Genomic DNA, 21,698 nt, shown 5'->3' on the forward strand with positions numbered 1-21,698 from the left:
TACGGATATCTCGCAGAAAGAGTAAGTGGATCTTCACGGTGGGTCTGCCGAGACTACCCCCATGACGCACCGGACCCCAGGCAGACCCACCGCACCCTTCGGCCGCACGCTCTGCGCGATGGTCACACCGTTCACGGAGACGGGCGCCCTCGACCTCGAAGGCGCCCGCCACCTGGCCACCCGCCTGGTGGCGGAGGGCTGCGACGGCCTCGTCCTCAACGGAACGACGGGCGAGTCACCGACCACCACGGACACCGAGAAGGCGGATCTGGTCTGCGCCGTGCGGGATCCGTGGGCGACCGGGCGACGATCGTCTCGGGCGTCGGCACCTCCGACACCCGCCACACCGTCGAACTGACCCGGGCGGCCGAAAAGGCGGGCGCGGACGCGGTGTTGGTGGTGACGCCGTACTACAGCAGGCCGCCCCAGGACGCCCTGGAGGCCCACTTCCGGGAGGTCGCCGACGCAAGCCCCCTCCCGGTGATGCTGTACGACATCCCGTCCCGCACCGGCACCCGCATCGAGCCGGACACGATGATCCGCCTCGCGGACCATCCGAGGATCGTGGCGGTGAAGGACTGCTCCTACGACTTCCTCGGCACCCAAAAGGTGCTGGCCCGCACGGAGTTGGCGTACTACGCGGGCTGCGACGAACACGTCCTCGCACTGTACGCGGTGGGTGCGGTGGGCTGCGTGAGCACGATCGCGAACGTGGTCCCGCGCCAGGTGGCCGCCGTCTTGCAGGCGTTCGCGGCAGGTGACACGGCCCGCTCGACCGGACTCCAGCTGCGGGCGATGCCGTTGATCGAGGCCATGATGGCCGCCGGCCTGCCGGGCACGGTCACCGCGAAGGCACTGCTGAACGAACTCGGACTTCCGGCGGGGCCGGTGCGCTCACCACTGCGCCCGGCGAACCGGGAGGCGACCGAAGGTCTGCGCGCGACGTACGAGGACCTGGTCAGCGAGAGGTGAACCACGGCTCCGCCCGGGCCGCCTCTCGTCCCGGGCCGCGCTCTCACTCGGTGGCCAGGCGGCCGGCCAGGGCCACGAAGAGGCAGCCGGTCGCCGTGTCGATCCAGCGCTTGGCCCGCCGATAGCCGCGGGCGACACGCGACAGCGAGAACAAGCAGGCCACGGCGGTGAACCAGGCCGTCGCCATCAGCAGCATGACCGCGATCACCGCGGCGTCCAGCCCGACCCCCGGGTGAGGCGGAAGGAACGCGGTGAACAGGCTGCCGAAGAAGACGGCGGCCTTCGGATTGCCGATGTTGGTGAGGAACCCGACACGCCAGACCGCCCACACGGACCGCTCCCCGGTCATGGGCGCGGCGTCCTCCGCCTCGTTCCGCGTGCGGCCCTCTCGGCGCACCGCGAGCAGCGCCCGCACCCCCAGGCAGGCGAGGTACGCCGCGCCGGCCAGCCGCACCGTGTCGTACAGCCAGCTCACCCTGGCCAGCAGGACGGACAGCCCGAACAGGCTCGCACCGGCCCAGATCCCGATCGCCGACGTGACGCCGAGGCCGACCAGCAGGCCGTCTCTGCGTGAGCGTCCCGTCGCATACTGGGCCGTCACCAGAACGTCGGGTCCCGGGCTGGCCAGGACGACGGCCCATACACCGACAAGCGGACTCAGCTGCATCCAAGACGTCATGCGGCGATCATGCCTCGCCGACTCGATGTAGCACACACGGATTTCGCGATGCGGACGATCCGACGCCACGCCCACGCAAGCACCGGTCCGCCTCTGCGCTCACGCACGAGCGTCCTCCCGGGCGGTCCGGGAGGACGCTCGATGTACAACAGCCGTCGGTATCACGTCAGTTGTAGCTCTTGCGAGGATGGTGTCGGACCGCGGCGTGCTTGTTGTGCTTGTCCGGGCACTTCACGTTGACCGTCTGGTTCTGGTTCTGGTTCTGGTTCTGGGACTGGGACTGGGTGTTGGTGACGGTGACGTTGACGGTGATGGCGACGGAGCTCGGGTCTTGCAAGGCGGCACGGCCAACCTTGCCGACGCGGAAGTTGCTCGCGACGGTCTTCCCTGCCAAGGAGGGCGAGATACCCACGGTCAGGGTGATGGGCGTGTATGCCTGCCGAGGTCCCAGGGCGTCAGGTCGGGTGCACCTCAGACTGGGTGCCGTCGTGCAGTTCCAGCCGCTTCCGCCGGCAGCGAGTGCGGTCATGCCCGCGGGCAGGGTAGCGATGACCTTGGTGCTGGCCCCGCCGGTCGCGCCGGGCCCGGCGTTGCCGACGTTGAGGGTGTAGGTCCCCGTCTCGCCCGCGACGAACGCTTGGTGATGGGACTCGGCGAGGGTGAACGAAAACCCGGTACCGGCGTGGGCAGGCGCGACGAGCGCGGTCGACAACCCGGCCGCCATCACAACGGGAAGCGAAGCGACCAGCAGCCGTCGTCGGGATTTTTGCATCACATTGTCTCCTTGAGGAGCTGTCGGCCATCGCCTGCCACTGCGTTCCCGGGCAGTTCGGACACGAGATCCGAACCGCAGCAGCGAGGAGACGGCAACGTATGGGAACCCCAGGCCTCGGAAACCGACAACCTGGGCGAAAGCATCTATACCTTCAAGGAAACGGCGCATTACCAGGATTGGTCGTATATACCTACCAAGCACCCGAACAGCGCATCTCGTTACGGCAACCAGAGCACGGCGCAGGGGGCGCTTGTTCACACACGAGCGCCCTCCCGGGCCGTTCTCGGGCCGTGGAAGGGCGCTCATTGGTGACCGATGCCGACAACTGCCGACAGCTCGGCAGCAGGTTCTGGCGTTGATCGATGAGGCGGCCGCAGGTCACGGCCACCCGTGATCAGTTGTGGGTGTGCAGGATGTCGTTCAGTCCGCCCCACACCGCGTTGTTCGGCCGGGCCTCGACCGCGCCGGTGACCGAGTTGCGGCGGAAGAGGATGTTGGAGGCGCCGCTCAGGTCGCGCGCCTTGACGATCTGGCCGTCGGGCATCGTCACGCGGGTGCCCGCGGTGACGTACAGGCCGGCCTCGACCACGCACTCGTCGCCGAGGGCGATGCCGACGCCCGCCTCGGCGCCGATGAGGCAGCGCTCGCCGATGGAGATGATCACGTTGCCGCCGCCGGACAGCGTGCCCATGGTGGAGGCGCCGCCGCCGATGTCGGAGCCGTTGCCGACGACCACGCCCGCGGAGATACGGCCCTCGACCATGGAGGTGCCGAGCGTGCCCGCGTTGAAGTTGACGAAGCCCTCGTGCATGACCGTGGTGCCCTCGGCGAGGTGGGCGCCCAGGCGGACCCGGTCGGCGTCGGCGATGCGGACGCCCTTCGGGGCGACGTAGTCCGTCATGCGCGGGAACTTGTCGATCGAGGTGACCTGGAGGTGCAGGCCCTCGGCGCGGGCGTTGAGGCGCACCTTCTCGAGGTCGTCCACGGCGACCGGGCCGAGCGAGGTCCAGGCGACGTTGGCGAGGTGGCCGAAGATGCCGTCCAGGCTCTGGCCGTGCGGCTTGACCAGGCGGTGCGAGAGCAGGTGCAGACGCAGGTAGACGTCGTGACCGTCGACCGGCTTCTCGTCGAGGGAGGAGATGACCGTGCGGACCGCTACCACCTCGACGTCGCGCCGGGGGTCCGGACCGATCGCGTCGGCGGCGCCCTCACCGAGCAGTTCCACGGCCTGCTCGACCGACAGCGTCTCGGTGCCGGACGGGCCGGGCTCGGCGACGAGTTCGGGGGCGGGGAACCAGGTGTCGAGGACGGTGCCGTCGGCGGCCATCGTGGCGAGGCCGGCGGCCACGGCGCCGGTGGTGCGGGGAGCGTTCGTGTCGGTCATGAGGGAAACCTAACCTGGGCGGCGTCCCCCAGGCGAACCGCGTCCGCCGCACCGCCCGCGAGCGCCCCGTCGATCGGCACTGATCAGAGCCGATCGGCGCCGGATCACTCCGGGATCACTCCGGGACGACCCTCGCCAGCACCTCCCGCGCGTACCCCTCGTCGTACGCGGCCCCCGTCAGCAGCACCTGCAGGCAGATCCCGTCCATCAAGGCGAGCAGCGCCCGTGCCGTCACCGGATCGGTGCGCCGGGCCAGCCGGTCCGCCGTCTCCTCGGTCCACTCGGCCGCGACCGGTCGCAGGGCGGGGCGCCGCAGGGCCGCCAGATACAGCTCGTACTCCAGCTCCACGCCCTGCCGGTCGCCGCCGAGCCACTCGCCGAGCACGTGCGCGAGGGCCGCCGCGAGGTCGCCCTGCGTGTCGTCGAGGACGCCGCTGCCGGCCAGGGCCTTGGCGAAGCCCTCGTTGGCCTGGCGCAGGGCGGCGACCATCAGGTCGTCGAGGGTCGAGAAGTGGTACGTCGTGGAGCCCAGCGGCACGTTCGCCTCGGCGGCCACGGAGCGGTGGGTCAGGCCCGCGATGCCCTTCTTGCCGACGACCCGGATCGCCGCGTCGATGATCCGCTGCCGCCGCTCGGGGTCGTAACGCCGGGGCATCAGTGCGCGCCGCCCAGGTTCAGCACGACCACTCCAGCGACGATCAGCAGGATCCCGGCGGCCTTCGTCCAGCTCAGCCCCTCGCCGAACAGCACCAGTCCGAGCGCGGCCACGGCCGCCGTGCCCACGCCCGCCCAGATCGCGTACGCCGTGCCGATCGACACGGTCTTCAGGGTGCGGGCCAGCAGGGCGAAGGCGACCACGTACCCGAGGGCGGTCAGCAGCGACGGTCCCGGCCTGCTGAAGCCGTCGCTGTACTTCATGGCCGTCGTGGCGATCACCTCGGCCGCGATCGCGCCGGCGAGTAGCACATACCCCATGTGTACGAGCGTACATAGCGAGGTGTCGGGTGGGGGCGGATACGCGAAACGGCGAGGACCCTTCTCGGGTGCCTCGCCGTTTCCCTGCGGCTCGTGGTCTCGGACCTCCGCAGCCGGCCTCAGACGTTGAAGCCCAGCGCCCGCAACTGCTCGCGGCCGTCGTCCGTGATCTTGTCCGGGCCCCACGGCGGCATCCAGACCCAGTTGATGCGCAGCTCGCTGACCAGGCCCTCCGTCGCGTCCTTGGCCTGGGACTCGATGACGTCCGTCAGCGGGCAGGCCGCCGACGTCAGGGTCATGTCGATGGTCGCCACGTTCGAGTCGTCGACGTGGATGCCGTAGATGAGGCCGAGGTTGACGACGTCGATGCCCAGCTCGGGGTCGACGACGTCCATCAGGGCCTCACGGAGCTCCTCCTCCGAGGCCGGCTTCATCTCCACGGTGTCGCTCATGCCGTCTTCCTTTCGGCGTCGGCCTCGTCCAGTGCCTGGGCCGTCGCGTCCTTCCACGCCATCCAGCTGAGGAGGGCGCACTTGACCCGCGCGGGGTACTTGGAGACACCGGCGAACGCGACCGCGTCCTCCAGGATCTCCTCCATGGCGTCGTCGGGCTCGATACGGCCCTTGGACTGCATCAGCTCCAGGAAGGTCTCCTGGATCTTCTGCGCCTCGGCCAGCTCCTTGCCGACGAGGAGTTCGTTCAGTACGGACGCCGAGGCCTGGCTGATGGAGCAGCCCTGGCCCTCGTACGAGACGTCCTCGACGGTCGTGCCGTCGTACTTCACGCGAAGGGTGATCTCGTCGCCACACGTCGGGTTCACATGATGCACCTCGGCGTCGCCATCCCGAAGACCACGCCCGTGAGGGTTCTTGTAGTGGTCCAGGATGACCTCCTGGTACATGGAGTCCAGCTTCATGTGATTGCTCGTCCCGTCAGCCGAAGAAGTTCCGTACGTGCTCCAGGCCGTCGACCAGGGCATCGACCTCGGCCGGCGTGGAGTACAGATAGAACGACGCTCGCGTGGTCGCCGGAATTCCGTAGCGCAGGCAGACCGGTCGCGCGCAGTGGTGGCCGACGCGGACCGCGATGCCCTGCTCGTCGAGGACCTGGCCCACGTCGTGCGGGTGGATGTCGCCGAGCGTGAAGGAGATCGCCGCGCCGCGGTCCTCGGCCGTGGTCGGACCGATGATCCTCAGGTCGGGGACCTCGCGCAGCTTCCGCACCGCGTACTCGGTGAGCGCGTGCTCGTGGGCGAGGATCTTGTCCATGCCGATCGAGTTGAGGTAGTCGATCGCCGCGCCGAGGCCGACCGCCTGCGCGATCGGGGGCGTGCCCGCCTCGAACTTGTGGGGCGCAGGGGCGTACGTCGAGGAGTGCATCGACACCGTCTCGATCATCTCGCCGCCGCCGAGGAACGGAGGCAGATCCTCCAGCAGCTCCTGGCGGCCCCACAGGACGCCGATGCCGGTCGGGCCGCACATCTTGTGGCCGGTGAAGGCCACGAAGTCGGCGCCGAGGGCCTGGACGTCGAGCGGCATGTGCGGTGCCGCCTGCGAGGCGTCGATGCAGACGAGCGCGCCGACCTCCTGGGCGCGGCGCACGATCGCCTCGACCGGGTTGACCGTGCCCAGGATGTTGGAGACCAGCACGAAGGAGACGATCTTCGTCTTCTCGGTGATGATCTCGTTGATGTTGGACAGGTCGAGGCGGCCCTCGTCGGTCAGGCCGAACCACTTCAGCTTCGCGCCCGTGCGCTGCGCGAGCAGCTGCCACGGCACGATGTTGGAGTGGTGCTCCATCTCCGTGATGACGATCTCGGTCTCGTGGTCCACCCGGTAGGGCTCGTCGGCCCAGCCGAGCATGTTGGCCACGAGGTTGAGCGACTCGGAGGCGTTCTTGGTGAAGATCACCTCGTCGCGGCTGGGCGCGTTGACGAAGTCCGCGACCTTGTCGCGCGCGCCCTCGTACAGCGCCGTGGCCTCCTCGGCGAGCACATGCACACCGCGGTGGACGTTGGCGTTGTAGCGCTCGTAATACTCACTGAGTGCGTCCAGCACCTGGCGCGGCTTCTGCGAGGTCGCCGCGTTGTCCAGGTACACGAGCTTCTTGTCGTCGTGGACCAGGCGGTCCAGGACGGGGAAGTCCTTGCGGATCGCCTCGGTGTCGAGGAGGCCCGGCAGCTGAGTCACGCGGATACGCCGCCCTTCGTGTACGCCTCGTAGCCCTCGTCCTCCAGCTTGTCGGCGAGCTCGGCACCGCCGGACTCGACGATGCGGCCGCCGGAGAAGACGTGGACGTAGTCCGGCTTGATGTAGCGCAGGATGCGCGTGTAGTGGGTGATGAGCAGGGTGCCGACCTCGCCGGTCTCGCGGACGCGGTTGACGCCCTCGGAGACGATGCGCAGCGCGTCGACGTCGAGGCCGGAGTCGGTCTCGTCGAGGATCGCGATCTGCGGCTTGAGGAGCTCCAGCTGGAGGATCTCGTGGCGCTTCTTCTCACCGCCGGAGAAGCCCTCGTTGACGTTGCGCTCGGCGAAGGCCGGGTCCATGTTGAGGCGCTCCATGGCCTCCTTGACCTCCTTCACCCAGGTGCGCAGCTTGGGGGCCTCGCCGCGGACGGCGGTGGCGGAGGTGCGCAGGAAGTTGGAGACGGAGACGCCGGGGACCTCGACCGGGTACTGCATGGCGAGGAACAGGCCGGCGCGGGCGCGCTCGTCGACGGACATCGCGAGGACGTCCTCGCCGTCGAGGGTGACGGTGCCCTGGGTGATCGTGTACTTCGGGTGACCCGCGAGCGAGTAGGCGAGGGTCGACTTGCCCGAGCCGTTGGGGCCCATGATGGCGTGCGTCTCGCCCTGCTTCACGGTGAGGTCGACGCCCTTGAGGATCTCCTTCGTGGCGTTGTCGGCCTCGACGGTGACGTGCAGGTCTCGGATTTCAAGCGTTGCCATGGGTGCCTCAGGACTCCTGGGTGACGGAGACGAGAACGTCGTCCCCTTCGATCTTTACGGGGTATACGGGGACAGGGCGCGTCGCGGGAAGGCCGGACGGCTTGCCGGTGCGCAGGTCGAAGCAGGAACCGTGCAGCCAGCACTCGATCTGGCCGTCCTCCACCTCGCCCTCGGAGAGCGACACGTTCGCGTGCGAGCAGATGTCGTAGATCGCGAACACCTCGCCCTCGGTCTTCACGACCGAGACCGGCGTGCCGTCGAGTTCCACCCGCTTCGGGGTGTCCTCCTCCAGCTCGCTCAGTCCGCAGACGCGTACGAAGGAGCTCATGCGACCGACGCCTCCAGCTCCTCTTCGATCTTGGCGAGGAGGCGCTCCTCGATGTCCGCGACACCGATCTGCTGGACCAGGCCGGCGAAGAAGCCGCGGACCACCAGGCGACGGGCCTCGTGCTGCGGGATGCCGCGGGCCATCAGGTAGAAGAGCTGCTCGTCGTCGAAGCGGCCGGTGGCCGAGGCGTGGCCGGCGCCGACGATCTCGCCGGTCTCGATCTCCAGGTTCGGCACCGAGTCGACGCGCGCGCCGTCGGTGAGAACCAGGTTGCGGTTCATCTCGTACGTGTCCGTGCCCTCGGCCTTGGCCTCGATGAGCACGTCACCGATCCAGACCGCGTGCGCGTCCTCGCCCTGCAGCGCGCCCTTGTAGGCGACGTTGGACTTGCAGTGCGGGGTGTTGTGCGTGACCAGCAGGCGGTGCTCCTGGTGCTGGCCGGCGTCGGTGAAGTACAGGCCGTACAGCTCGGCCTCGCCGCCGGTGCCCGCGTAGGTGATGCGCGGGTGCAGGCGGACGACGTCGCCGCCGAAGGTGACGACGACCGACTTGAAGGACGCGTCCCGGCCGACGAGGGTGTTGTGCTGGGCCACGTGCACGGCCTTGTCGTCCCAGTCCTGGACGGAGACGACGGTCAGCTTGGCGCCGTCGCCCAGGATGTAGTCGACGTTGGCGGCGAGCACCGCATCACCGGTGTGGTCGATGACCACGACGGCCTCGGCGAAGGCGCCCAGCTCGATCACCTGGTGGCCGTAGGCGGTGCCGCCCTCGCCGTGCACCGCGATGCGGATCGGCTCGGAGAGGACGGTCTCCTTGGCGACGGTCACGACCGAGGCCTGCTCGAAGGCGGAGTACGCCTGGGCGGCGACGCGGTCCACCGGGGTACCCGCCTTGCCGAGCCGCGCGTCGTCGCGGCCGACGGTCTCGACGGTGACGCCCTCGGGGGTCTCGACGGCGACCTTGACGCCCTCGCCGGTGGCGACGGCGGTGCCGTCGTGCAGACCGCGCAGACGCTCCAGCGGGGTGAACCGCCACTCCTCCTCGCGGCCATGCGGGACGGGGAAGTCCGCCACGTCGAAGGAGGGGGGTGCGCTCATGCGCGTGGCGACGGTCGACTCCGCGGCGACCGCGATCGAGCCCGCGGTAGTCGAGCCCAGCGGTGGGGGTCCCCCCGCCCGAGCGGATTCGAGGGTGGGGGAGTTCTGAGCCTCAGCCATGGCTGTCGTAGTACTCGCTTTCTTGCGTGAGTGGCGTGATGGGGAGGGCAGTCGGCGGTCAGCCGACCGCGCCCTCCATCTGCAGCTCGATCAGCCGGTTGAGCTCCAGCGCGTACTCCATCGGCAGCTCCTTGGCGATCGGCTCGACGAAGCCGCGCACGATCATGGCCATGGCCTCGAACTCGCTCAGGCCGCGGCTCATCAGGTAGAAGAGCTGGTCCTCGGAGACCTTGGAGACGGTCGCCTCGTGGCCCATGGACACGTCGTCCTCGCGGACGTCGACGTACGGGTAGGTGTCCGAGCGGGAGATGGTGTCGACGAGCAGCGCGTCGCACAGCACGTTCGACTTGGCGCCCGGGGCGCCCTCGCCGATCTCGATCAGACCGCGGTAGGAGGTACGGCCGCCACCGCGGGCCACCGACTTGGAGACGATGTTGGACGAGGTGTTCGGCGCCATGTGGACCATCTTGGCGCCGGCGTCCTGGTGCTGGCCCTCGCCCGCGAAGGCGATGGAGAGGGTCTCGCCCTTGGCGTGCTCGCCCATCAGGTAGACGGCCGGGTACTTCATCGTCACCTTGGAGCCGATGTTGCCGTCGATCCACTCCATGGTCGCGCCCTCGTAGGCGACGGCGCGCTTGGTGACCAGGTTGTAGACGTTGTTCGACCAGTTCTGGATGGTCGTGTAGCGGCAGCGGGCGTTCTTCTTGACGATGATCTCGACGACCGCGGAGTGCAGCGAGTCCGACTGGTAGATCGGGGCCGTGCAGCCCTCGACGTAGTGCACGTAGGCACCCTCGTCGACGATGATCAGGGTCCGCTCGAACTGACCCATGTTCTCCGTGTTGATGCGGAAGTAGGCCTGGAGCGGGATCTCGACGTGGACGCCCGGCGGGACGTAGATGAAGGAGCCGCCCGACCACACGGCGGTGTTCAGCGAGGCGAACTTGTTGTCACCGGCGGGGATGACGGTGCCGAAGTACTCCTTGAAGAGCTCCGGGTGCTCCTTCAGCGCGGTGTCGGTGTCGAGGAAGATGACGCCCTGCTCCTCCAGGTCCTCGCGGATCTGGTGGTAGACAACCTCGGACTCGTACTGGGCCGCGACACCGGCGACGAGGCGCTGCTTCTCCGCCTCCGGGATGCCGAGCTTGTCGTACGTGTTCTTGATGTCCTCGGGCAGGTCTTCCCAGGACTCCGCCTGCTTCTCCGTGGAGCGCACGAAGTACTTGATGTTGTCGAAGTCGATGCCCGACAGATCCGAGCCCCAGTTCGGCATCGGCTTCTTGTCGAACAGCCGCAGGCCCTTGAGGCGCAGCTTGGTCATCCACTCCGGCTCGGACTTCTTCGCCGAGATGTCGCGGACGACGGCCTCGCTCAGGCCGCGCTTCGCTGCGGCACCGGCTACGTCGGAGTCGGCCCAGCCGTATTCGTACTTGCCCAGGCCCTCGAGTTCGGGGTGAGCAGTCTCCGTGGGGAGAGTCATGCGGGGTTCCTCCCGGCCGTGCTTGCAGATGCGTCAGTGGAAATCTTGGGGATGAACGTCGTGCAGACGCCGTCGCCGTGGGCGATCGTCGCCAGTCGCTGGACGTGGGTTCCGAGCAGCTCGGCGAAGATCTCGGTCTCCGCCTCGCACAGCTGGGGGAACTGCTCCGCGACGTGGGCGACGGGGCAGTGGTGCTGGCACAGCTGCTCGCCGACCGGTGCGCTGCGCGCCGTAGCAGCGTACCCGTCCACGCTCAAGGCCTTGGCCAGCGCTTCGGTCCGCTCGTCGGGGGCGGCGTCCTCGATCGCCTTGCGGTACGCGTTCGCCTGGGCGGCGATCCGGGCCCGGGCGAAGGCGACGACAGCGTCCTTGCCGCCTCCGTGCTCGGCGATCCACTGGAGCGCGTCCACGGCGAGCTTGTCGTACGACTGGTCGAAGGCGTCGCGGCCGCAGTCGGTGAGCGCGAAGGCCTTGGCGGGGCGGCCGCGGGTCCGCGTGCCGTACACCCGCCGCTCGCGTGCCTCCACGACGTCGTCGGCGACCAGGGCGTCGAGGTGGCGCCGCACCGCCGCCGGGGTCAGCCCGAGCCGGCCCGCGAGTTCGGTGACGGTCGACGGGCCGTGATCCAGGATGGACCGCGCGACCCGGTTCCGCGTCGAACGCTCCCCGGTCGCGAGCTCCTCCTGCCGAGACCCCATGGGGGTCTCCCGAGCCTCGCCGACGTTTTTCACAACGCCATTGTTGCGTAATTCCTCAGGGCCTGACAAGCCGAGCCTGTACGGCAGATGGTGCCTTTCATCACTTAGGCATACCTAACGTGACCTGCGAAAACGATCTATCGATCGATCGGCGACAGGTCGGCGCCACATCGTTCACCGACGCAATTCGATGGCGCCGCACACCCCGCTCCGGCACACTTCCGGGCCATGCCCGAACCCTCCGTGACCAGCGCAGTCGCCGCCCCGCTCGTGACCCGCGACACCGTCTCGGCGCAGTTGCGCGGGCTGGGCGTCGAGACCGGTGAGATTCTCCTCGTCCATTCGTCACTGCGTTCCCTCGGATGGGTGTGCGGAGGCGCGGTCGCGGTGGTCCAGGGGCTCCTCGACGCCGTCGGCCCGCACGGCACGCTCGTGGTCCCCACCCAGTCCGCCGACCTCTCCGACCCGGCGGTGTGGCAGAACCCGCCGGTGCCCGAGGAGTGGTGGGACACGATCCGCGCCACGATGCCCGCGTACGACCCCCTCGTCACGCCGTCCCGCGGGGTCGGCGTGATCCCGGAGACCCTGCGGACCTGGCCGGGCGCCCTGCGCAGCGCGCACCCCCAGACCTCCTTCGCGGCCCTCGGCGCCCGCGCCGCGGAGATCACCGGCGGCCACGCGCCCGACTGCCGGCTCGGCGAGCGCAGCCCGCTGGCCCGGCTGGAGCGGGCGGGCGCCCGGGTGCTGCTGCTCGGCGCGGGCTACGACGCGTGCACCGCCTTCCACCTCGCCGAGTACCGCATACCGTCGCCGCTCGTCCGGGTGGGCCGCCCCGGCCCCGCCGGATGGGAGACGGTCACGGAGGTGTCGATCACCTCGGAGCAATTCGACGAGCTGGGGCACGACTTCGAGCGCGACCGCCCGGTCGTCCGCGGCACGGTGGGCGCGGCCGGCGTACGGCTGTTCCCCGTGGCCGACGCGGTGGCGTACGCCGAGCGGTGGCTGCCGATGCACCGGCCACGTGAGGAGGAGTTCGCGCACCCCCACTCCTGAGAGCCGAACGGCGTACTTAGACTCTGTCCTCATGCGAAGTGAGCCCGCGCGCCCGTCTCCCGGCCACCACCCCTCAGGGAGACGCTTCGCGTCGCACCCGCTCATCGAGGTCCAGGCCCTGGTGAAGCGGTACGGCACGAAGACCGCGGTGGACGGCCTCGACCTGGTGGCCCGGGCGGGGATCACCGCCGTCCTCGGTCCCAACGGGGCGGGCAAGACGACCACGATCGAGACCTGCGAGGGATACCGGAGGCCGGACTCCGGCACGGTGCGCGTCCTGGGCCTCGACCCGGTCGCGGACTCCGCCGCGCTGCGCCCCCGCATCGGCGTGATGCTGCAGTCCGGCGGTGTCTACTCGGGCGCGCGCGCCGACGAGATGCTGCGGCACGTGGCCCGGCTGCACGCGCACCCGCTGAACGTGGACGCGCTCATCGAGCGACTCGGCCTCGGCGCCTGCGGCCGGACCTCCTACCGCCGCCTGTCCGGCGGCCAGCAGCAGCGGCTCGCGCTGGCGATGGCCGTCGTGGGCCGCCCGGAGCTGGTGTTCCTGGACGAGCCGACGGCCGGCCTCGATCCGCAGGCCCGCCGGGCCACCTGGGACCTGGTGCGGGACCTGCGCGCCGACGGTGTCTCGGTGATCCTCACGACCCACCACATGGACGAGGCCGAGCAGCTCGCCGACGACGTCGCCATCATCGACGGCGGCAAGGTGATCACCCAGGGCTCCCCGGACGAGCTGTGCCGCGGCGGCGCCGAGAACACGCTGCGCTTCACGGGCCGCCCCGGACTGGACGTCAGCTCCCTGCTCAAGGCGCTCCCCGCGGACTGCGCGGCCGCCGAGCTGACGCCGGGCTCGTACCGGGTCGTCGGCAAGGTCGATCCGCAGCTGCTGGCGACCGTGACCTCGTGGTGCGCGCAACACGGGGTGATGCCGGACCGGATCTCGGTCGAACGGCACACCCTCGAAGACGTCTTCCTGGAGCTGACCGGCAAGGAGCTGCGCTCGTGACGACGACCACCAGCACGGGCTCGTACGCCCCGAAGCCGGGCGCCGCCCCCCTCCCGCGGATGATCGCGGCCCAGGCCGCGCTCGAGACCAGGATGCTGATGCGCAACGGCGAGCAGCTGCTGCTGACCGTCGTGATCCCGACGCTGCTGCTGGTCCTGTTCAGCTCGGTCGACATCGTGGACACCGGCGCGGGCAGGGCGGTCGACTTCCTCACCCCGGGCATCCTCGCGCTCGCCGTGATGTCGACGGCGTTCACCGGGCAGGCCATCGCGACCGGCTTCGAGCGCCGCTACGGCGTCCTGAAGCGGCTGGCCTCCTCGCCCCTGCCCCGCTGGGGGCTGATGACCGCCAAGACGGCGGCCGTGCTGGTCACGGAGGTCCTGCAGGTGATCCTACTGACGGTCATCGCCGTCGCGCTGGGCTGGTCGCCGCACGGCAACCCGGCCGCCGTACTGCTCCTGCTGGTCCTGGGTACGGCCGCCTTCTCGGGCCTCGGCCTGCTCATGGCGGGCACGCTGAAGGCGGAGGCGACGCTGGCCGCCGCCAACCTGGTCTTCCTGCTGCTGCTCGTCGGCGGCGGCGTGATCGTCCCGCTGGACAAGTTCCCGGGCGGCGTCCAGGACGTCCTCGGGTTGCTGCCCATCTCGGCGCTGTCGGACGGGCTGCGCGAGGTGCTCCGGCACGGGGCCGGGATGCCGTGGGGCGACCTGGGGATCCTGGGCGTGTGGGCGGTCGTGGGGCTGGCGGCGGCCGGGAAGTTCTTCCGCTGGGAGTGACCCGCTCGGGGTGACCTGCGCGAAGGCCAGGGGGTGGACCCTCGTGAACGTGTGCACAAGCGGGGCGCCTACGATGGTGCGCGTGCCAAAGCTGACCCGCGCCGACGCCGTTGCGGCCCTGCGCAACCCGCTCGCCTTCATCGCCGCACGCTGGACCCCGGACCCCCGGACCGTCCAGCGGGCCGCGCTCGCCGCACTCGTGATGTCGGTGGTCATCGTCGTCACCGGCGGCGCCGTCCGGCTGACCGGCTCGGGCCTGGGCTGCCCGACCTGGCCCACCTGCACCGAGACCTCGCTGACCACCACCCGCGCGATGGGCATCCACGGGGTCATCGAGTTCGGCAACCGCATGCTGACGTACGTGCTGTGCGCCGCCGTCGGCTGGGCCATCATCGCCGCGCGCGCCGAGAAGCCGTGGCGGCGTGGCCTCACTCGGCTGGGCTGGGCGCAGTTCTGGGTGGTCATGGGCAACGCGGTGCTCGGCGGCATCGTGGTGCTCGTCGGCCTCAACCCCTACACGGTCGCGGCCCACTTCCTGCTCTCCACGGCGCTCATCACCGTCGCCGCGGTGATGTGGCAGCGCACCCGTGAGGGCGACGCGTCCGCGCGTCCGCTGGTCGGCAAGTCCGTGGGCCAGCTGGTGTGGTTCCTGGTGGGCGCCTCGCTGCTGCTCATCGTGGCCGGCACGGTGGTGACCGGCGCGGGTCCGCACGCGGGCGACTCCAGGGAGGTCCACCGGATCCCCATCGACTGGGAGACGGTCGCCAAGCTGCACGCCGTGCTCGCCTGGATCGTGGTGACGCTGACGTTCGCGCTGTGGTTCGTCCTGAAGGCGGTCGACGCGCCGAAGGGTCCGCTGGACCGTACCCGTGAGCTGTTCCTGATCCTGCTCGCGCAGGGCGTCATCGGCTACGTCCAGTACTTCACGCACCTCCCGGAACTCCTCGTCGGCCTGCACATGCTGGGCTCCGGCCTCATCTGGATCTGGGTGCTGCGGGTCCTGCTGTCGCTGCGGGAACGCGCGCAGGTGGTGGCGGACCTGCCGGGTCCCTCGGTGGAGACGGCGCCGGCCACGGTCTGAGACGGCCCGGCGAAGGTCTGAAGCGGCCCGGCGAGCCCGGCGTTTCAGGCCAGCCCGTAGACCCGCCGGGCGTTGCCCGCCGCCACCATCCCGGCCACCCGCTGCGCGTCCCCCAGCGACCACGCCCCCTCGGCGACCCAGCCGCCCAGCACCCTCCCGAGGGCCTCGCGGAACAGCCGTGCCCCGACGACGTGCAGCTCGGGCAGCCCGCCGGCGCCGCTGGAGAAGAGGATCTTGCCGAACGGGGCCAGCTCCAGGATCTCGGCGAGCACCGTCGCCGCACGGGCCCCGGTGCGGACGAGCGCGGCGCCCGAGTCGGCGTACACATGCGGGAAGACGCCCGCGAGGTGGGCGGCGTGGCGGTGGTACGGATAGCCGTGCAGCAGGACCAGATCGGTGCCGAGGCCGGCGGTGGCGCGGACGAAGTCCGTCAGGAGCACCGGGTCCGTACGGTCGATGCGCGCCCCCGATTCGCCGAGCCCGGCGTGCAGTTGCAGGGGCAGCCCCGAGGCGACCGCGATCCACAGCAGGTGCCGCAGCAGCACCGGGTCGCTCAGCCGGCCGCCGACCCGGCGCCCCGCGAGCCACCGGCCCGCCGCTCCCCGCACCTCGCCCGGTCCGGGCGGCTCGGGAGCGAGCGCCAGTCCGTGCCGCACACCCGCCACGGAGGTGAAGGCGACGGCACCGGTGGCGGCACCGTGCACCGACTCGGCGAGGTTGGCGAGAAAGGACTCGACGGTGCCGGAGGTGTCGGCGACCTGCTCGGCCAGAAGCTCCAGGCGGACGATCTCGCGGACCTCCGCATCCCCCGCCGAGGCCAGTTCGGCCGGTCCGGTGAGGTCGCCGGGCAGGCCGGTGTCGACGAGGTACGTCGTGATGCCGCTGCCCCGCAGCAACCTGCGGCCCGCTTCCAGTACGCCGATCTCACGACGCCGGGCGAGATAACGGGCGGGCGGGCAGTGCGGATCCAGGCCGAGCAGCGGGGGGCACCACCGGCGTACGGCGAAACCCGTCTGCGTGTCGAAGAGCGTGGTGCCCGGCGCGGGCGGCCCCTCGGTGCGCGCCAGTTGGGCCTCGAAGGTGCCGAGGCCCAGCTCCGTTCTCAGCACACCGTGGCAGTACTGATCCACCAGCGACGGCGTTTCGATCATCCCGGCTCCCCGTGGCTGGGCCGTGTCCGCAAGGGACTCCTACGGTCCTAACGGGTGAGCCGGGCGTCAGGTGTTGCTCGGACCGCCCAGTTGGATCCCGGCCATGCGGGTCCACTCGTACGGGCCCGTCTTCACCTTGGCGGCGAACTCGCCGTCGAACGCCTCGTGGACGGTGATCCCGGCCTTCTCCACCGCCTGCTCGGCGATGGCGTAGCTGGGCGCCACCAGGTCGCCCCAGCCGCCGTCCTCGCCGACGAGCACGATGCGGGCGCCCTCCTCGCCGATGTAGGCCACCTGGCCCTCGGCGCCGCCGTGCGCCTTGGAGAAGGCGTCGATCTGCCGGGCGAGCTTGGCGGCCTTGCGCTCGGCCTTCGCGTCAACCTGCTGCGTGTCTGCCATGGTCAGGATGCTACCGACGGGTAGATCAAACGGCGACGGGCGGGGTGCGTGGCCTTGACCACGAACCCCGCCCGTCACGGCGTACGAGAAGAGGAAGTACTGGAAGTACTAGCGGAGGAAGGGGTCCACCGCGACCGCGACGAAGAGGATCGACACATAGGTGATCGACCAGTGGAACAGGCGCATCTCCTTCAGCTTGGCGCCCGTCACCTCCGCCTTCGCACGGTTCTGCAGGCCGTGCGCCTCCCAGAGCCAGAAGCCGCCGGCCGCCAGCGCGACCGCCGTGTAGAACCAGCCCGTGTAGCCGAGCGGGGTCAGCAGCAGCGAGACGGCGACCATCACCCAGCTGTAGATCACGATCTGCTTGGCGACGACCTTGTTGGAGGCGACGACCGGCAGCATCGGCACGCCCACGCGCGCGTAGTCCTCCTTGACCCGCATGGACAGCGGCCAGTAGTGCGGCGGCGTCCAGAAGAACATGACAAGGAAGAGGATGACCGGCGCCCACGACAGGGAGTCGGTGACGGACGACCAGCCGATGAGGACGGGCAGGCAGCCCGCGATGCCGCCCCAGACGATGTTCTGCGACGTACGCCGCTTGAGGAGCATCGTGTACACGACTACGTAGAACAGGAGCGCTCCGAGCGACAGCCACGCCGACAGCCAGTTGACGGTGAGTCCGAACAGCAGCGTCGAGACGACCGCCAGCGTGATGCCGAAGGCGAGGCACTCACGGGGGCTCACCATGCCGGTGACGAGCGGGCGCTGCGAGGTGCGGTCCATGAGCGCGTCGATGTCACGGTCGATGTACATGTTCAGCGCGTTGGCGCCGCCCGCGGAGAGGTAGCCGCCGACGCAGGTCAGCAGCACCAGCTTCAGGTCGGGCACGCCCTGCTGGGCCAGGAACATCACCGGGACGGTGGTGATGAGCAGCAGCTCGATGATCCGCGGCTTGGTCAGCGCCACGAACGCCTTGACACGGGCCCCGAACGGCCGGTGGCTCGGGCTCTGAGTCGCACCGAGTTCCCCCAAGGCCCGAACGGTAGGGGAGGTGGCCCCACCCTCCCCCGTAGCCCTGAGGGCACGGGCGGTACCCCCAGGACGGGATTCGACGGCCGTCACGCACACCCCTGACAGAGACATCCCAGCGAGCCCGCCGTGTGAACTGTCGGTAAAGGGCCCGCGCGTACCACGCCACTGTAGACGTTGCCCAGACCCGGTCATTTCCCGGGGGTCGGGTCATGTCGGGGCGGCTCGTTTCCCGGCCGTGTCCGAGGCGCGGGGAGGGTCGGTCGAGAGGTCGGTGAGCGGTCGGATGAGCGGGGCCGTATTCATGTGTCGAGCGCGGTCCCGACCGATCGGGAGGCGGATCGGCGGGAGTCCCGGCAGTCTGGAATGACTCGAAAAAATGCACGTCCTCACGGGGGTAGGCTCGACAGCGGCCGGTGGGCACCGAGTGCGCCGGCAGCCGGGGGCTGTACGCCCACACGACCGGTAACCGACATGTGGAGAGGAGCCCTGACTCAGGGTGAGCACCAAGCCGACCACCACAGACCTCGAGTGGACCGAACTGGACCAGCGGGCCGTGGACACCGCCCGCGTCCTGGCTGCCGACGCCGTACAGAAGGTCGGCAACGGCCATCCCGGTACGGCGATGAGCCTGGCACCGGCCGCGTACACCCTCTTCCAGAAGGTGATGCGGCACGACCCGGCCGACCCCGACTGGGTCGCGCGCGACCGCTTCGTGCTGTCCGCGGGTCACTCGTCCCTGACCCTCTACACACAGCTCTACCTGGCCGGCTTCGGTCTGGAGCTGGACGACCTGAAGGCGTTCCGCACCTGGGGCTCGAAGACCCCGGGCCACCCGGAGTACGGGCACACGGTGGGCGTCGAGACGACGACCGGCCCGCTCGGCCAGGGTGTGGCCAACGCGGTCGGCATGGCCATGGCCTCGCGTTTCGAGCGCGGCCTGTTCGACCCGGACGCTCCGCAGGGCGACTCCCCCTTCGACCACTTCATCTACTGCATCGCCGGTGACGGCTGCCTGCAGGAGGGCGTCTCCGCGGAGGCCTCCTCGATGGCGGGCCACCAGCAGCTCGGCAACCTGATCCTGCTGTGGGACGACAACCACATCTCGATCGAGGGCGACACCGAGACGGCCGTCTCCGAGGACACCTGCAAGCGCTACGAGGCCTACGGCTGGCACGTGCAGCGCGTCGAGCCGAAGCCCACCGGCGACCTGGACCCGCACGCCCTGTACGAGGCGATCGAGGCCGCGAAGCAGGTGACGGACAGGCCGTCCTTCATCGCGATGCGCTCGATCATCGCCTGGCCGGCCCCGAGCGCGCAGAACACCGAGGCCGCGCACGGCTCGGCCCTGGGCGAGGAGGAGGTCGCGGCCACCAAGCGCGTCCTCGGCTTCGACCCGGAGCAGAGCTTCGAGGTCTCCGACGAGGTCATCGGCCACACCCGCCAGGCCATCGAGCGCGGGCGCCGGGCCAAGGCCGAGTGGGAGAAGTCCTTCCAGGAGTGGCGCAACAGCAACCCGGAGCGCGCCGCCGAGTTCGACCGCATCAGCAAGGGCGAGCTGCCCACCGGCTGGGAGGAGAAGCTCCCGGTCTTCGAGCCGGGCAAGGGCATCGCCACGCGTGCCGCCTCCGGCAAGGTGCTGCAGGCCATGGGCGCGATCATCCCTGAGCTGTGGGGCGGCTCCGCGGACCTGGCCGGCTCCAACAACACGACGATCGACAAGACGTCGTCGTTCCTCCCGGCAAGCAACCCGCTGCCCGAGGCCGACCCGTACGGCCGGACGATCCACTTCGGCATCCGCGAGTTCTCCATGGGCGCGGAGATGAACGGCATCACCCTGCACGGCAACACCCGTGTCTACGGCGGTACGTTCCTCGTCTTCTCCGACTACATGCGCAACGCGGTGCGCATGTCGGCCCTGATGCACCTGCCGGTGACGTACGTGTGGACGCACGACTCCGTCGGCCTCGGCGAGGACGGCCCGACCCACCAGCCGGTCGAGCACCTGGCCGCGCTGCGCGCCATCCCGGGCCTGAACATCGTCCGCCCGGCCGACGCCAACGAGACGGCGATCGCCTGGAGCGAGATCCTCAAGCGCTACACCAAGGTCTTCGGCAAGGGCGCCCCGCACGGTCTGGTCCTGACCCGCCAGGGCGTGCCGACGTACGAGCCCAACGACGATGCCGCGCGCGGCGGTTACGTCCTCTTCGAGTCCGAGGGCGGCGAGCCGCAGGTCATTCTCATCGCCACCGGTTCCGAGGTGCACGTCGCCGTCGAGGCGCGCGAGCAGCTGCAGGCGGACGGCATTCCCACGCGCGTGGTGTCCATGCCGTCGGTGGAGTGGTTCGAGGAGCAGGAGCAGGGGTACCGGGACAGCGTCCTGCCGCCGTCCGTGAAGGCGCGGGTCGCGGTGGAGGCCGGGATCGGCCTCACCTGGCACAAGTACGTCGGGGACGCCGGCCGCATCGTCTCCCTGGAGCACTTCGGTGCCTCGGCCGACGGCAAGGTCCTCTTCCGCGAGTTCGGCTTTACGCCCGAGAACGTGGCCGCCCAGGCACGGGAATCCCTGGCCGCCGCCCAGCGCTGACGCTGACATACGACACGTAGGAGATGTAATTCCATGACAGACGCACTCAAGCGCCTCTCCGACGAAGGCGTCGCGATCTGGCTGGACGACCTGTCGCGCAAGCGGATCACGTCCGGCAACCTGACCGAGCTGATCGACGAGCAGCACGTCGTGGGCGTCACCACCAATCCGTCGATCTTCCAGAAGGCGATCAGCGGCGGGGACGGCTACGAGCAGCAGCTCACCGACCTCGCGGCCCGCAAGGTCACCGTCGAGGAAGCGCTCCGCATGATCACGACGGCGGACGTCCGGGACGCGGCCGACATCCTGCGCCCCGTCTTCGACGCGACCGGTGGCCAGGACGGCCGGGTGTCGATCGAGGTCGACCCGCGTCTGGCCCACAGCACGGCGGCCACGGTCGCCGAGGCCAAGCAGCTGGCGTGGCTGGTCGACCGCCCGAACACGCTCATCAAGATCCCGGCCACCAAGGCGGGCCTCCCGGCGATCACCGAGGTCATCGGCCTCGGCATCAGCGTCAACGTCACGCTGATCTTCTCGCTGGAGCGCTACCGCGAGGTCATGGACGCGTACCTCTCCGGCCTGGAGAAGGCCAAGGAGCGCGGCCTGGACCTGTCCCTGATCCGTTCCGTGGCGTCCTTCTTCGTGTCCCGCGTGGACACCGAGATCGACAAGCGGATCGACGCCCTGGGCACCCCCGAGGCCAAGGCGCTGCGCGGCAAGGCCGCCGTCGCCAACGCCCGGCTGGCCTACCAGGCGTACGAGGAGGTGTTCTCCTCCGACCGCTTCAAGGCCCTGCAGAGCGCGGGCGCGAACAAGCAGCGTCCGCTGTGGGCCTCCACCGGCGTGAAGGACAAGGCGTACTCGGACACGATGTACGTCGACGATCTGGTGGCGCCGAACACGGTGAACACCATGCCCGAGGCCACCCTGCTGGCCACCGAGGACCACGGCGACATCCGCGGCAACGCCATCGCCGGTACCTACGAGCAGGCCCGTGCCGACCTCGACGCCGTCGAGCGGCTCGGCATCTCGTACGACGACGTGGTCCAGCTCCTGGAGGACGAGGGCGTCGAGAAGTTCGAGGCGTCCTGGAACGACCTCCTCAAGTCGACCGAGGCGGAGCTCGAGCGCCTCGCCCCCGCGAAGGGCTGAGCC

22 protein-coding genes and 1 pseudogene are annotated in these 21,698 nt (G+C 69.9%); 7 read left to right on the top strand and 16 right to left on the bottom strand.

Going from position 1 to position 21,698, the window contains the following annotated elements; translation table 11 throughout:
- The first annotated feature begins 61 nt into the window (after positions 1-61).
- A pseudogene (gene dapA, locus ABZ910_RS03105) lies at positions 62-972 on the top strand (4-hydroxy-tetrahydrodipicolinate synthase).
- A 43-nt stretch (positions 973-1,015) separates the two neighbouring features.
- Here the strand turns inward: dapA and ABZ910_RS03110 are convergent.
- From ABZ910_RS03110 to ABZ910_RS03170, 13 genes are all read right to left on the bottom strand, one after another.
- On the bottom strand, positions 1,016-1,651 hold the full coding sequence (locus ABZ910_RS03110) for a LysE family transporter (RefSeq protein WP_361358296.1): 636 nt from the start codon (positions 1,649-1,651) through the stop codon (positions 1,016-1,018).
- Positions 1,652-1,817: 166 nt separating this feature from the next.
- Complete coding sequence (locus ABZ910_RS03115; protein ID WP_361358299.1) at positions 1,818-2,423, bottom strand: hypothetical protein; 606 nt, start codon at positions 2,421-2,423, stop codon at positions 1,818-1,820.
- Between the two features lie 397 nt (positions 2,424-2,820).
- Positions 2,821-3,810, bottom strand: coding sequence for a 2,3,4,5-tetrahydropyridine-2,6-dicarboxylate N-succinyltransferase (gene dapD, locus ABZ910_RS03120; RefSeq protein WP_361358302.1), 990 nt, complete (start codon positions 3,808-3,810; stop codon positions 2,821-2,823).
- A 115-nt stretch (positions 3,811-3,925) separates the two neighbouring features.
- On the bottom strand, positions 3,926-4,465 hold the full coding sequence (locus ABZ910_RS03125) for a TetR family transcriptional regulator (protein ID WP_361358305.1): 540 nt from the start codon (positions 4,463-4,465) through the stop codon (positions 3,926-3,928).
- Entirely contained in the window at positions 4,465-4,785 is a 321-nt protein-coding gene (locus tag ABZ910_RS03130; RefSeq protein WP_361358308.1) for a multidrug efflux SMR transporter, read from the bottom strand. The genes ABZ910_RS03125 and ABZ910_RS03130 overlap by 1 nt, the downstream gene beginning before the upstream one ends.
- 119 nt (positions 4,786-4,904) lie before the next feature.
- Complete coding sequence (locus ABZ910_RS03135) at positions 4,905-5,237, bottom strand: metal-sulfur cluster assembly factor (protein WP_361358310.1); 333 nt, start codon at positions 5,235-5,237, stop codon at positions 4,905-4,907.
- Positions 5,234-5,701 carry a Fe-S cluster assembly sulfur transfer protein SufU gene (gene sufU, locus ABZ910_RS03140; protein ID WP_361358313.1) on the bottom strand — a complete coding sequence of 156 codons (468 nt, stop codon included), beginning with the start codon at positions 5,699-5,701 and terminating at the stop codon, positions 5,234-5,236. Before sufU ends, ABZ910_RS03135 begins: the two co-directional genes overlap by 4 nt.
- 16 nt (positions 5,702-5,717) lie before the next feature.
- A complete protein-coding gene (locus tag ABZ910_RS03145) occupies positions 5,718-6,974 on the bottom strand; it encodes a cysteine desulfurase (protein WP_361358316.1) in 1,257 nt (418 codons plus the stop codon).
- Positions 6,971-7,735 (bottom strand): Fe-S cluster assembly ATPase SufC, encoded by a 765-nt coding sequence (gene sufC, locus ABZ910_RS03150; RefSeq protein ID WP_361358319.1) that lies wholly within the window; start codon positions 7,733-7,735, stop codon positions 6,971-6,973. Before sufC ends, ABZ910_RS03145 begins: the two co-directional genes overlap by 4 nt.
- A gap of 7 nt (positions 7,736-7,742) precedes the next feature.
- Positions 7,743-8,063 (bottom strand): non-heme iron oxygenase ferredoxin subunit, encoded by a 321-nt coding sequence (locus ABZ910_RS03155; protein ID WP_361358322.1) that lies wholly within the window; start codon positions 8,061-8,063, stop codon positions 7,743-7,745.
- The gene (gene sufD, locus ABZ910_RS03160; RefSeq protein WP_361358325.1) at positions 8,060-9,280 is read right to left on the bottom strand and encodes a Fe-S cluster assembly protein SufD; all 1,221 of its coding nucleotides are present in this window, start codon (positions 9,278-9,280) and stop codon (positions 8,060-8,062) included. The genes ABZ910_RS03155 and sufD overlap by 4 nt, the downstream gene beginning before the upstream one ends.
- A gap of 58 nt (positions 9,281-9,338) precedes the next feature.
- A complete protein-coding gene (gene sufB / locus ABZ910_RS03165; RefSeq protein WP_361358328.1) occupies positions 9,339-10,760 on the bottom strand; it encodes a Fe-S cluster assembly protein SufB in 1,422 nt (473 codons plus the stop codon).
- Positions 10,757-11,491, bottom strand: a complete 735-nt coding sequence (locus ABZ910_RS03170) for a metalloregulator ArsR/SmtB family transcription factor (RefSeq protein ID WP_361358331.1) — start codon at positions 11,489-11,491, stop codon at positions 10,757-10,759. The genes sufB and ABZ910_RS03170 overlap by 4 nt, the downstream gene beginning before the upstream one ends.
- A 195-nt stretch (positions 11,492-11,686) precedes the next feature.
- Between ABZ910_RS03170 and ABZ910_RS03175 the strand changes: the two genes are divergently transcribed.
- The 4 genes from ABZ910_RS03175 to ABZ910_RS03190 all read left to right on the top strand — a co-directional run bounded on the left by ABZ910_RS03175 (position 11,687) and on the right by ABZ910_RS03190 (position 15,377).
- Complete coding sequence (locus tag ABZ910_RS03175; protein WP_361358334.1) at positions 11,687-12,511, top strand: AAC(3) family N-acetyltransferase; 825 nt, start codon at positions 11,687-11,689, stop codon at positions 12,509-12,511.
- 31 nt (positions 12,512-12,542) lie between these two features.
- Positions 12,543-13,520: an ABC transporter ATP-binding protein gene (locus tag ABZ910_RS03180; protein ID WP_361358337.1), complete on the top strand. Its 978-nt coding sequence runs from the start codon at positions 12,543-12,545 to the stop codon at positions 13,518-13,520.
- A gap of 59 nt (positions 13,521-13,579) precedes the next feature.
- Entirely contained in the window at positions 13,580-14,296 is a 717-nt protein-coding gene (locus tag ABZ910_RS03185; protein WP_361359072.1) for an ABC transporter permease, read from the top strand.
- Positions 14,297-14,369: 73 nt separating this feature from the next.
- Complete coding sequence (locus ABZ910_RS03190) at positions 14,370-15,377, top strand: COX15/CtaA family protein (protein ID WP_361358340.1); 1,008 nt, start codon at positions 14,370-14,372, stop codon at positions 15,375-15,377.
- Between the two features lie 44 nt (positions 15,378-15,421).
- Here the strand turns inward: ABZ910_RS03190 and ABZ910_RS03195 are convergent, their stop codons facing one another.
- The 3 genes from ABZ910_RS03195 to ABZ910_RS03205 all read right to left on the bottom strand — a co-directional run bounded on the left by ABZ910_RS03195 (position 15,422) and on the right by ABZ910_RS03205 (position 18,070).
- Positions 15,422-16,528: an amidohydrolase family protein gene (locus ABZ910_RS03195; protein ID WP_361358343.1), complete on the bottom strand. Its 1,107-nt coding sequence runs from the start codon at positions 16,526-16,528 to the stop codon at positions 15,422-15,424.
- A 66-nt stretch (positions 16,529-16,594) separates the two neighbouring features.
- Positions 16,595-16,927 (bottom strand): hypothetical protein, encoded by a 333-nt coding sequence (locus ABZ910_RS03200; RefSeq protein ID WP_361358345.1) that lies wholly within the window; start codon positions 16,925-16,927, stop codon positions 16,595-16,597.
- A 108-nt stretch (positions 16,928-17,035) separates the two neighbouring features.
- Complete coding sequence (locus ABZ910_RS03205; RefSeq protein ID WP_361358348.1) at positions 17,036-18,070, bottom strand: heme o synthase; 1,035 nt, start codon at positions 18,068-18,070, stop codon at positions 17,036-17,038.
- Between the two features lie 385 nt (positions 18,071-18,455).
- Between ABZ910_RS03205 and tkt the strand changes: the two genes are divergently transcribed.
- Together tkt and tal are read left to right on the top strand one after the other, a co-directional pair.
- Complete coding sequence (gene tkt, locus ABZ910_RS03210) at positions 18,456-20,543, top strand: transketolase (RefSeq protein ID WP_361358351.1); 2,088 nt, start codon at positions 18,456-18,458, stop codon at positions 20,541-20,543.
- Between the two features lie 33 nt (positions 20,544-20,576).
- Entirely contained in the window at positions 20,577-21,695 is a 1,119-nt protein-coding gene (tal, locus tag ABZ910_RS03215; RefSeq protein ID WP_361358354.1) for a transaldolase, read from the top strand.
- The last annotated feature ends 3 nt before the right edge of the window (positions 21,696-21,698 follow it).

Origin of the sequence: Streptomyces sp. NPDC046805 (genome assembly GCF_040645355.1) — a bacterium.
GTDB lineage: Bacteria > Actinomycetota > Actinomycetes > Streptomycetales > Streptomycetaceae > Streptomyces.

What these genes read in the sequence shown, in the direction of transcription:
- ABZ910_RS03110 (WP_361358296.1), bottom strand. Translation starts at nt 1,651, where the DNA reads ATGACGTCTTGGATGCAGCTGAGTCCGCTTGTCGGTGTATGGGCCGTC.
- ABZ910_RS03115 (WP_361358299.1), bottom strand. Translation starts at nt 2,423, where the DNA reads ATGCAAAAATCCCGACGACGGCTGCTGGTCGCTTCGCTTCCCGTTGTG.
- dapD (WP_361358302.1), bottom strand. Translation starts at nt 3,810, where the DNA reads ATGACCGACACGAACGCTCCCCGCACCACCGGCGCCGTGGCCGCCGGC.
- ABZ910_RS03125 (WP_361358305.1), bottom strand. Translation starts at nt 4,465, where the DNA reads ATGCCCCGGCGTTACGACCCCGAGCGGCGGCAGCGGATCATCGACGCG.
- ABZ910_RS03130 (WP_361358308.1), bottom strand. Translation starts at nt 4,785, where the DNA reads ATGGGGTATGTGCTACTCGCCGGCGCGATCGCGGCCGAGGTGATCGCC.
- ABZ910_RS03135 (WP_361358310.1), bottom strand. Translation starts at nt 5,237, where the DNA reads ATGAGCGACACCGTGGAGATGAAGCCGGCCTCGGAGGAGGAGCTCCGT.
- sufU (WP_361358313.1), bottom strand. Translation starts at nt 5,701, where the DNA reads ATGAAGCTGGACTCCATGTACCAGGAGGTCATCCTGGACCACTACAAG.
- sufC (WP_361358319.1), bottom strand. Translation starts at nt 7,735, where the DNA reads ATGGCAACGCTTGAAATCCGAGACCTGCACGTCACCGTCGAGGCCGAC.
- ABZ910_RS03155 (WP_361358322.1), bottom strand. Translation starts at nt 8,063, where the DNA reads ATGAGCTCCTTCGTACGCGTCTGCGGACTGAGCGAGCTGGAGGAGGAC.
- sufD (WP_361358325.1), bottom strand. Translation starts at nt 9,280, where the DNA reads ATGGCTGAGGCTCAGAACTCCCCCACCCTCGAATCCGCTCGGGCGGGG.
- sufB (WP_361358328.1), bottom strand. Translation starts at nt 10,760, where the DNA reads ATGACTCTCCCCACGGAGACTGCTCACCCCGAACTCGAGGGCCTGGGC.
- ABZ910_RS03175 (WP_361358334.1), top strand. Translation starts at nt 11,687, where the DNA reads ATGCCCGAACCCTCCGTGACCAGCGCAGTCGCCGCCCCGCTCGTGACC.
- ABZ910_RS03180 (WP_361358337.1), top strand. Translation starts at nt 12,543, where the DNA reads ATGCGAAGTGAGCCCGCGCGCCCGTCTCCCGGCCACCACCCCTCAGGG.
- ABZ910_RS03185 (WP_361359072.1), top strand. Translation starts at nt 13,580, where the DNA reads ATGATCGCGGCCCAGGCCGCGCTCGAGACCAGGATGCTGATGCGCAAC.
- ABZ910_RS03190 (WP_361358340.1), top strand. Translation starts at nt 14,370, where the DNA reads ATGGTGCGCGTGCCAAAGCTGACCCGCGCCGACGCCGTTGCGGCCCTG.
- ABZ910_RS03195 (WP_361358343.1), bottom strand. Translation starts at nt 16,528, where the DNA reads ATGATCGAAACGCCGTCGCTGGTGGATCAGTACTGCCACGGTGTGCTG.
- ABZ910_RS03200 (WP_361358345.1), bottom strand. Translation starts at nt 16,927, where the DNA reads ATGGCAGACACGCAGCAGGTTGACGCGAAGGCCGAGCGCAAGGCCGCC.
- ABZ910_RS03205 (WP_361358348.1), bottom strand. Translation starts at nt 18,070, where the DNA reads ATGTCTCTGTCAGGGGTGTGCGTGACGGCCGTCGAATCCCGTCCTGGG.
- tal (WP_361358354.1), top strand. Translation starts at nt 20,577, where the DNA reads ATGACAGACGCACTCAAGCGCCTCTCCGACGAAGGCGTCGCGATCTGG.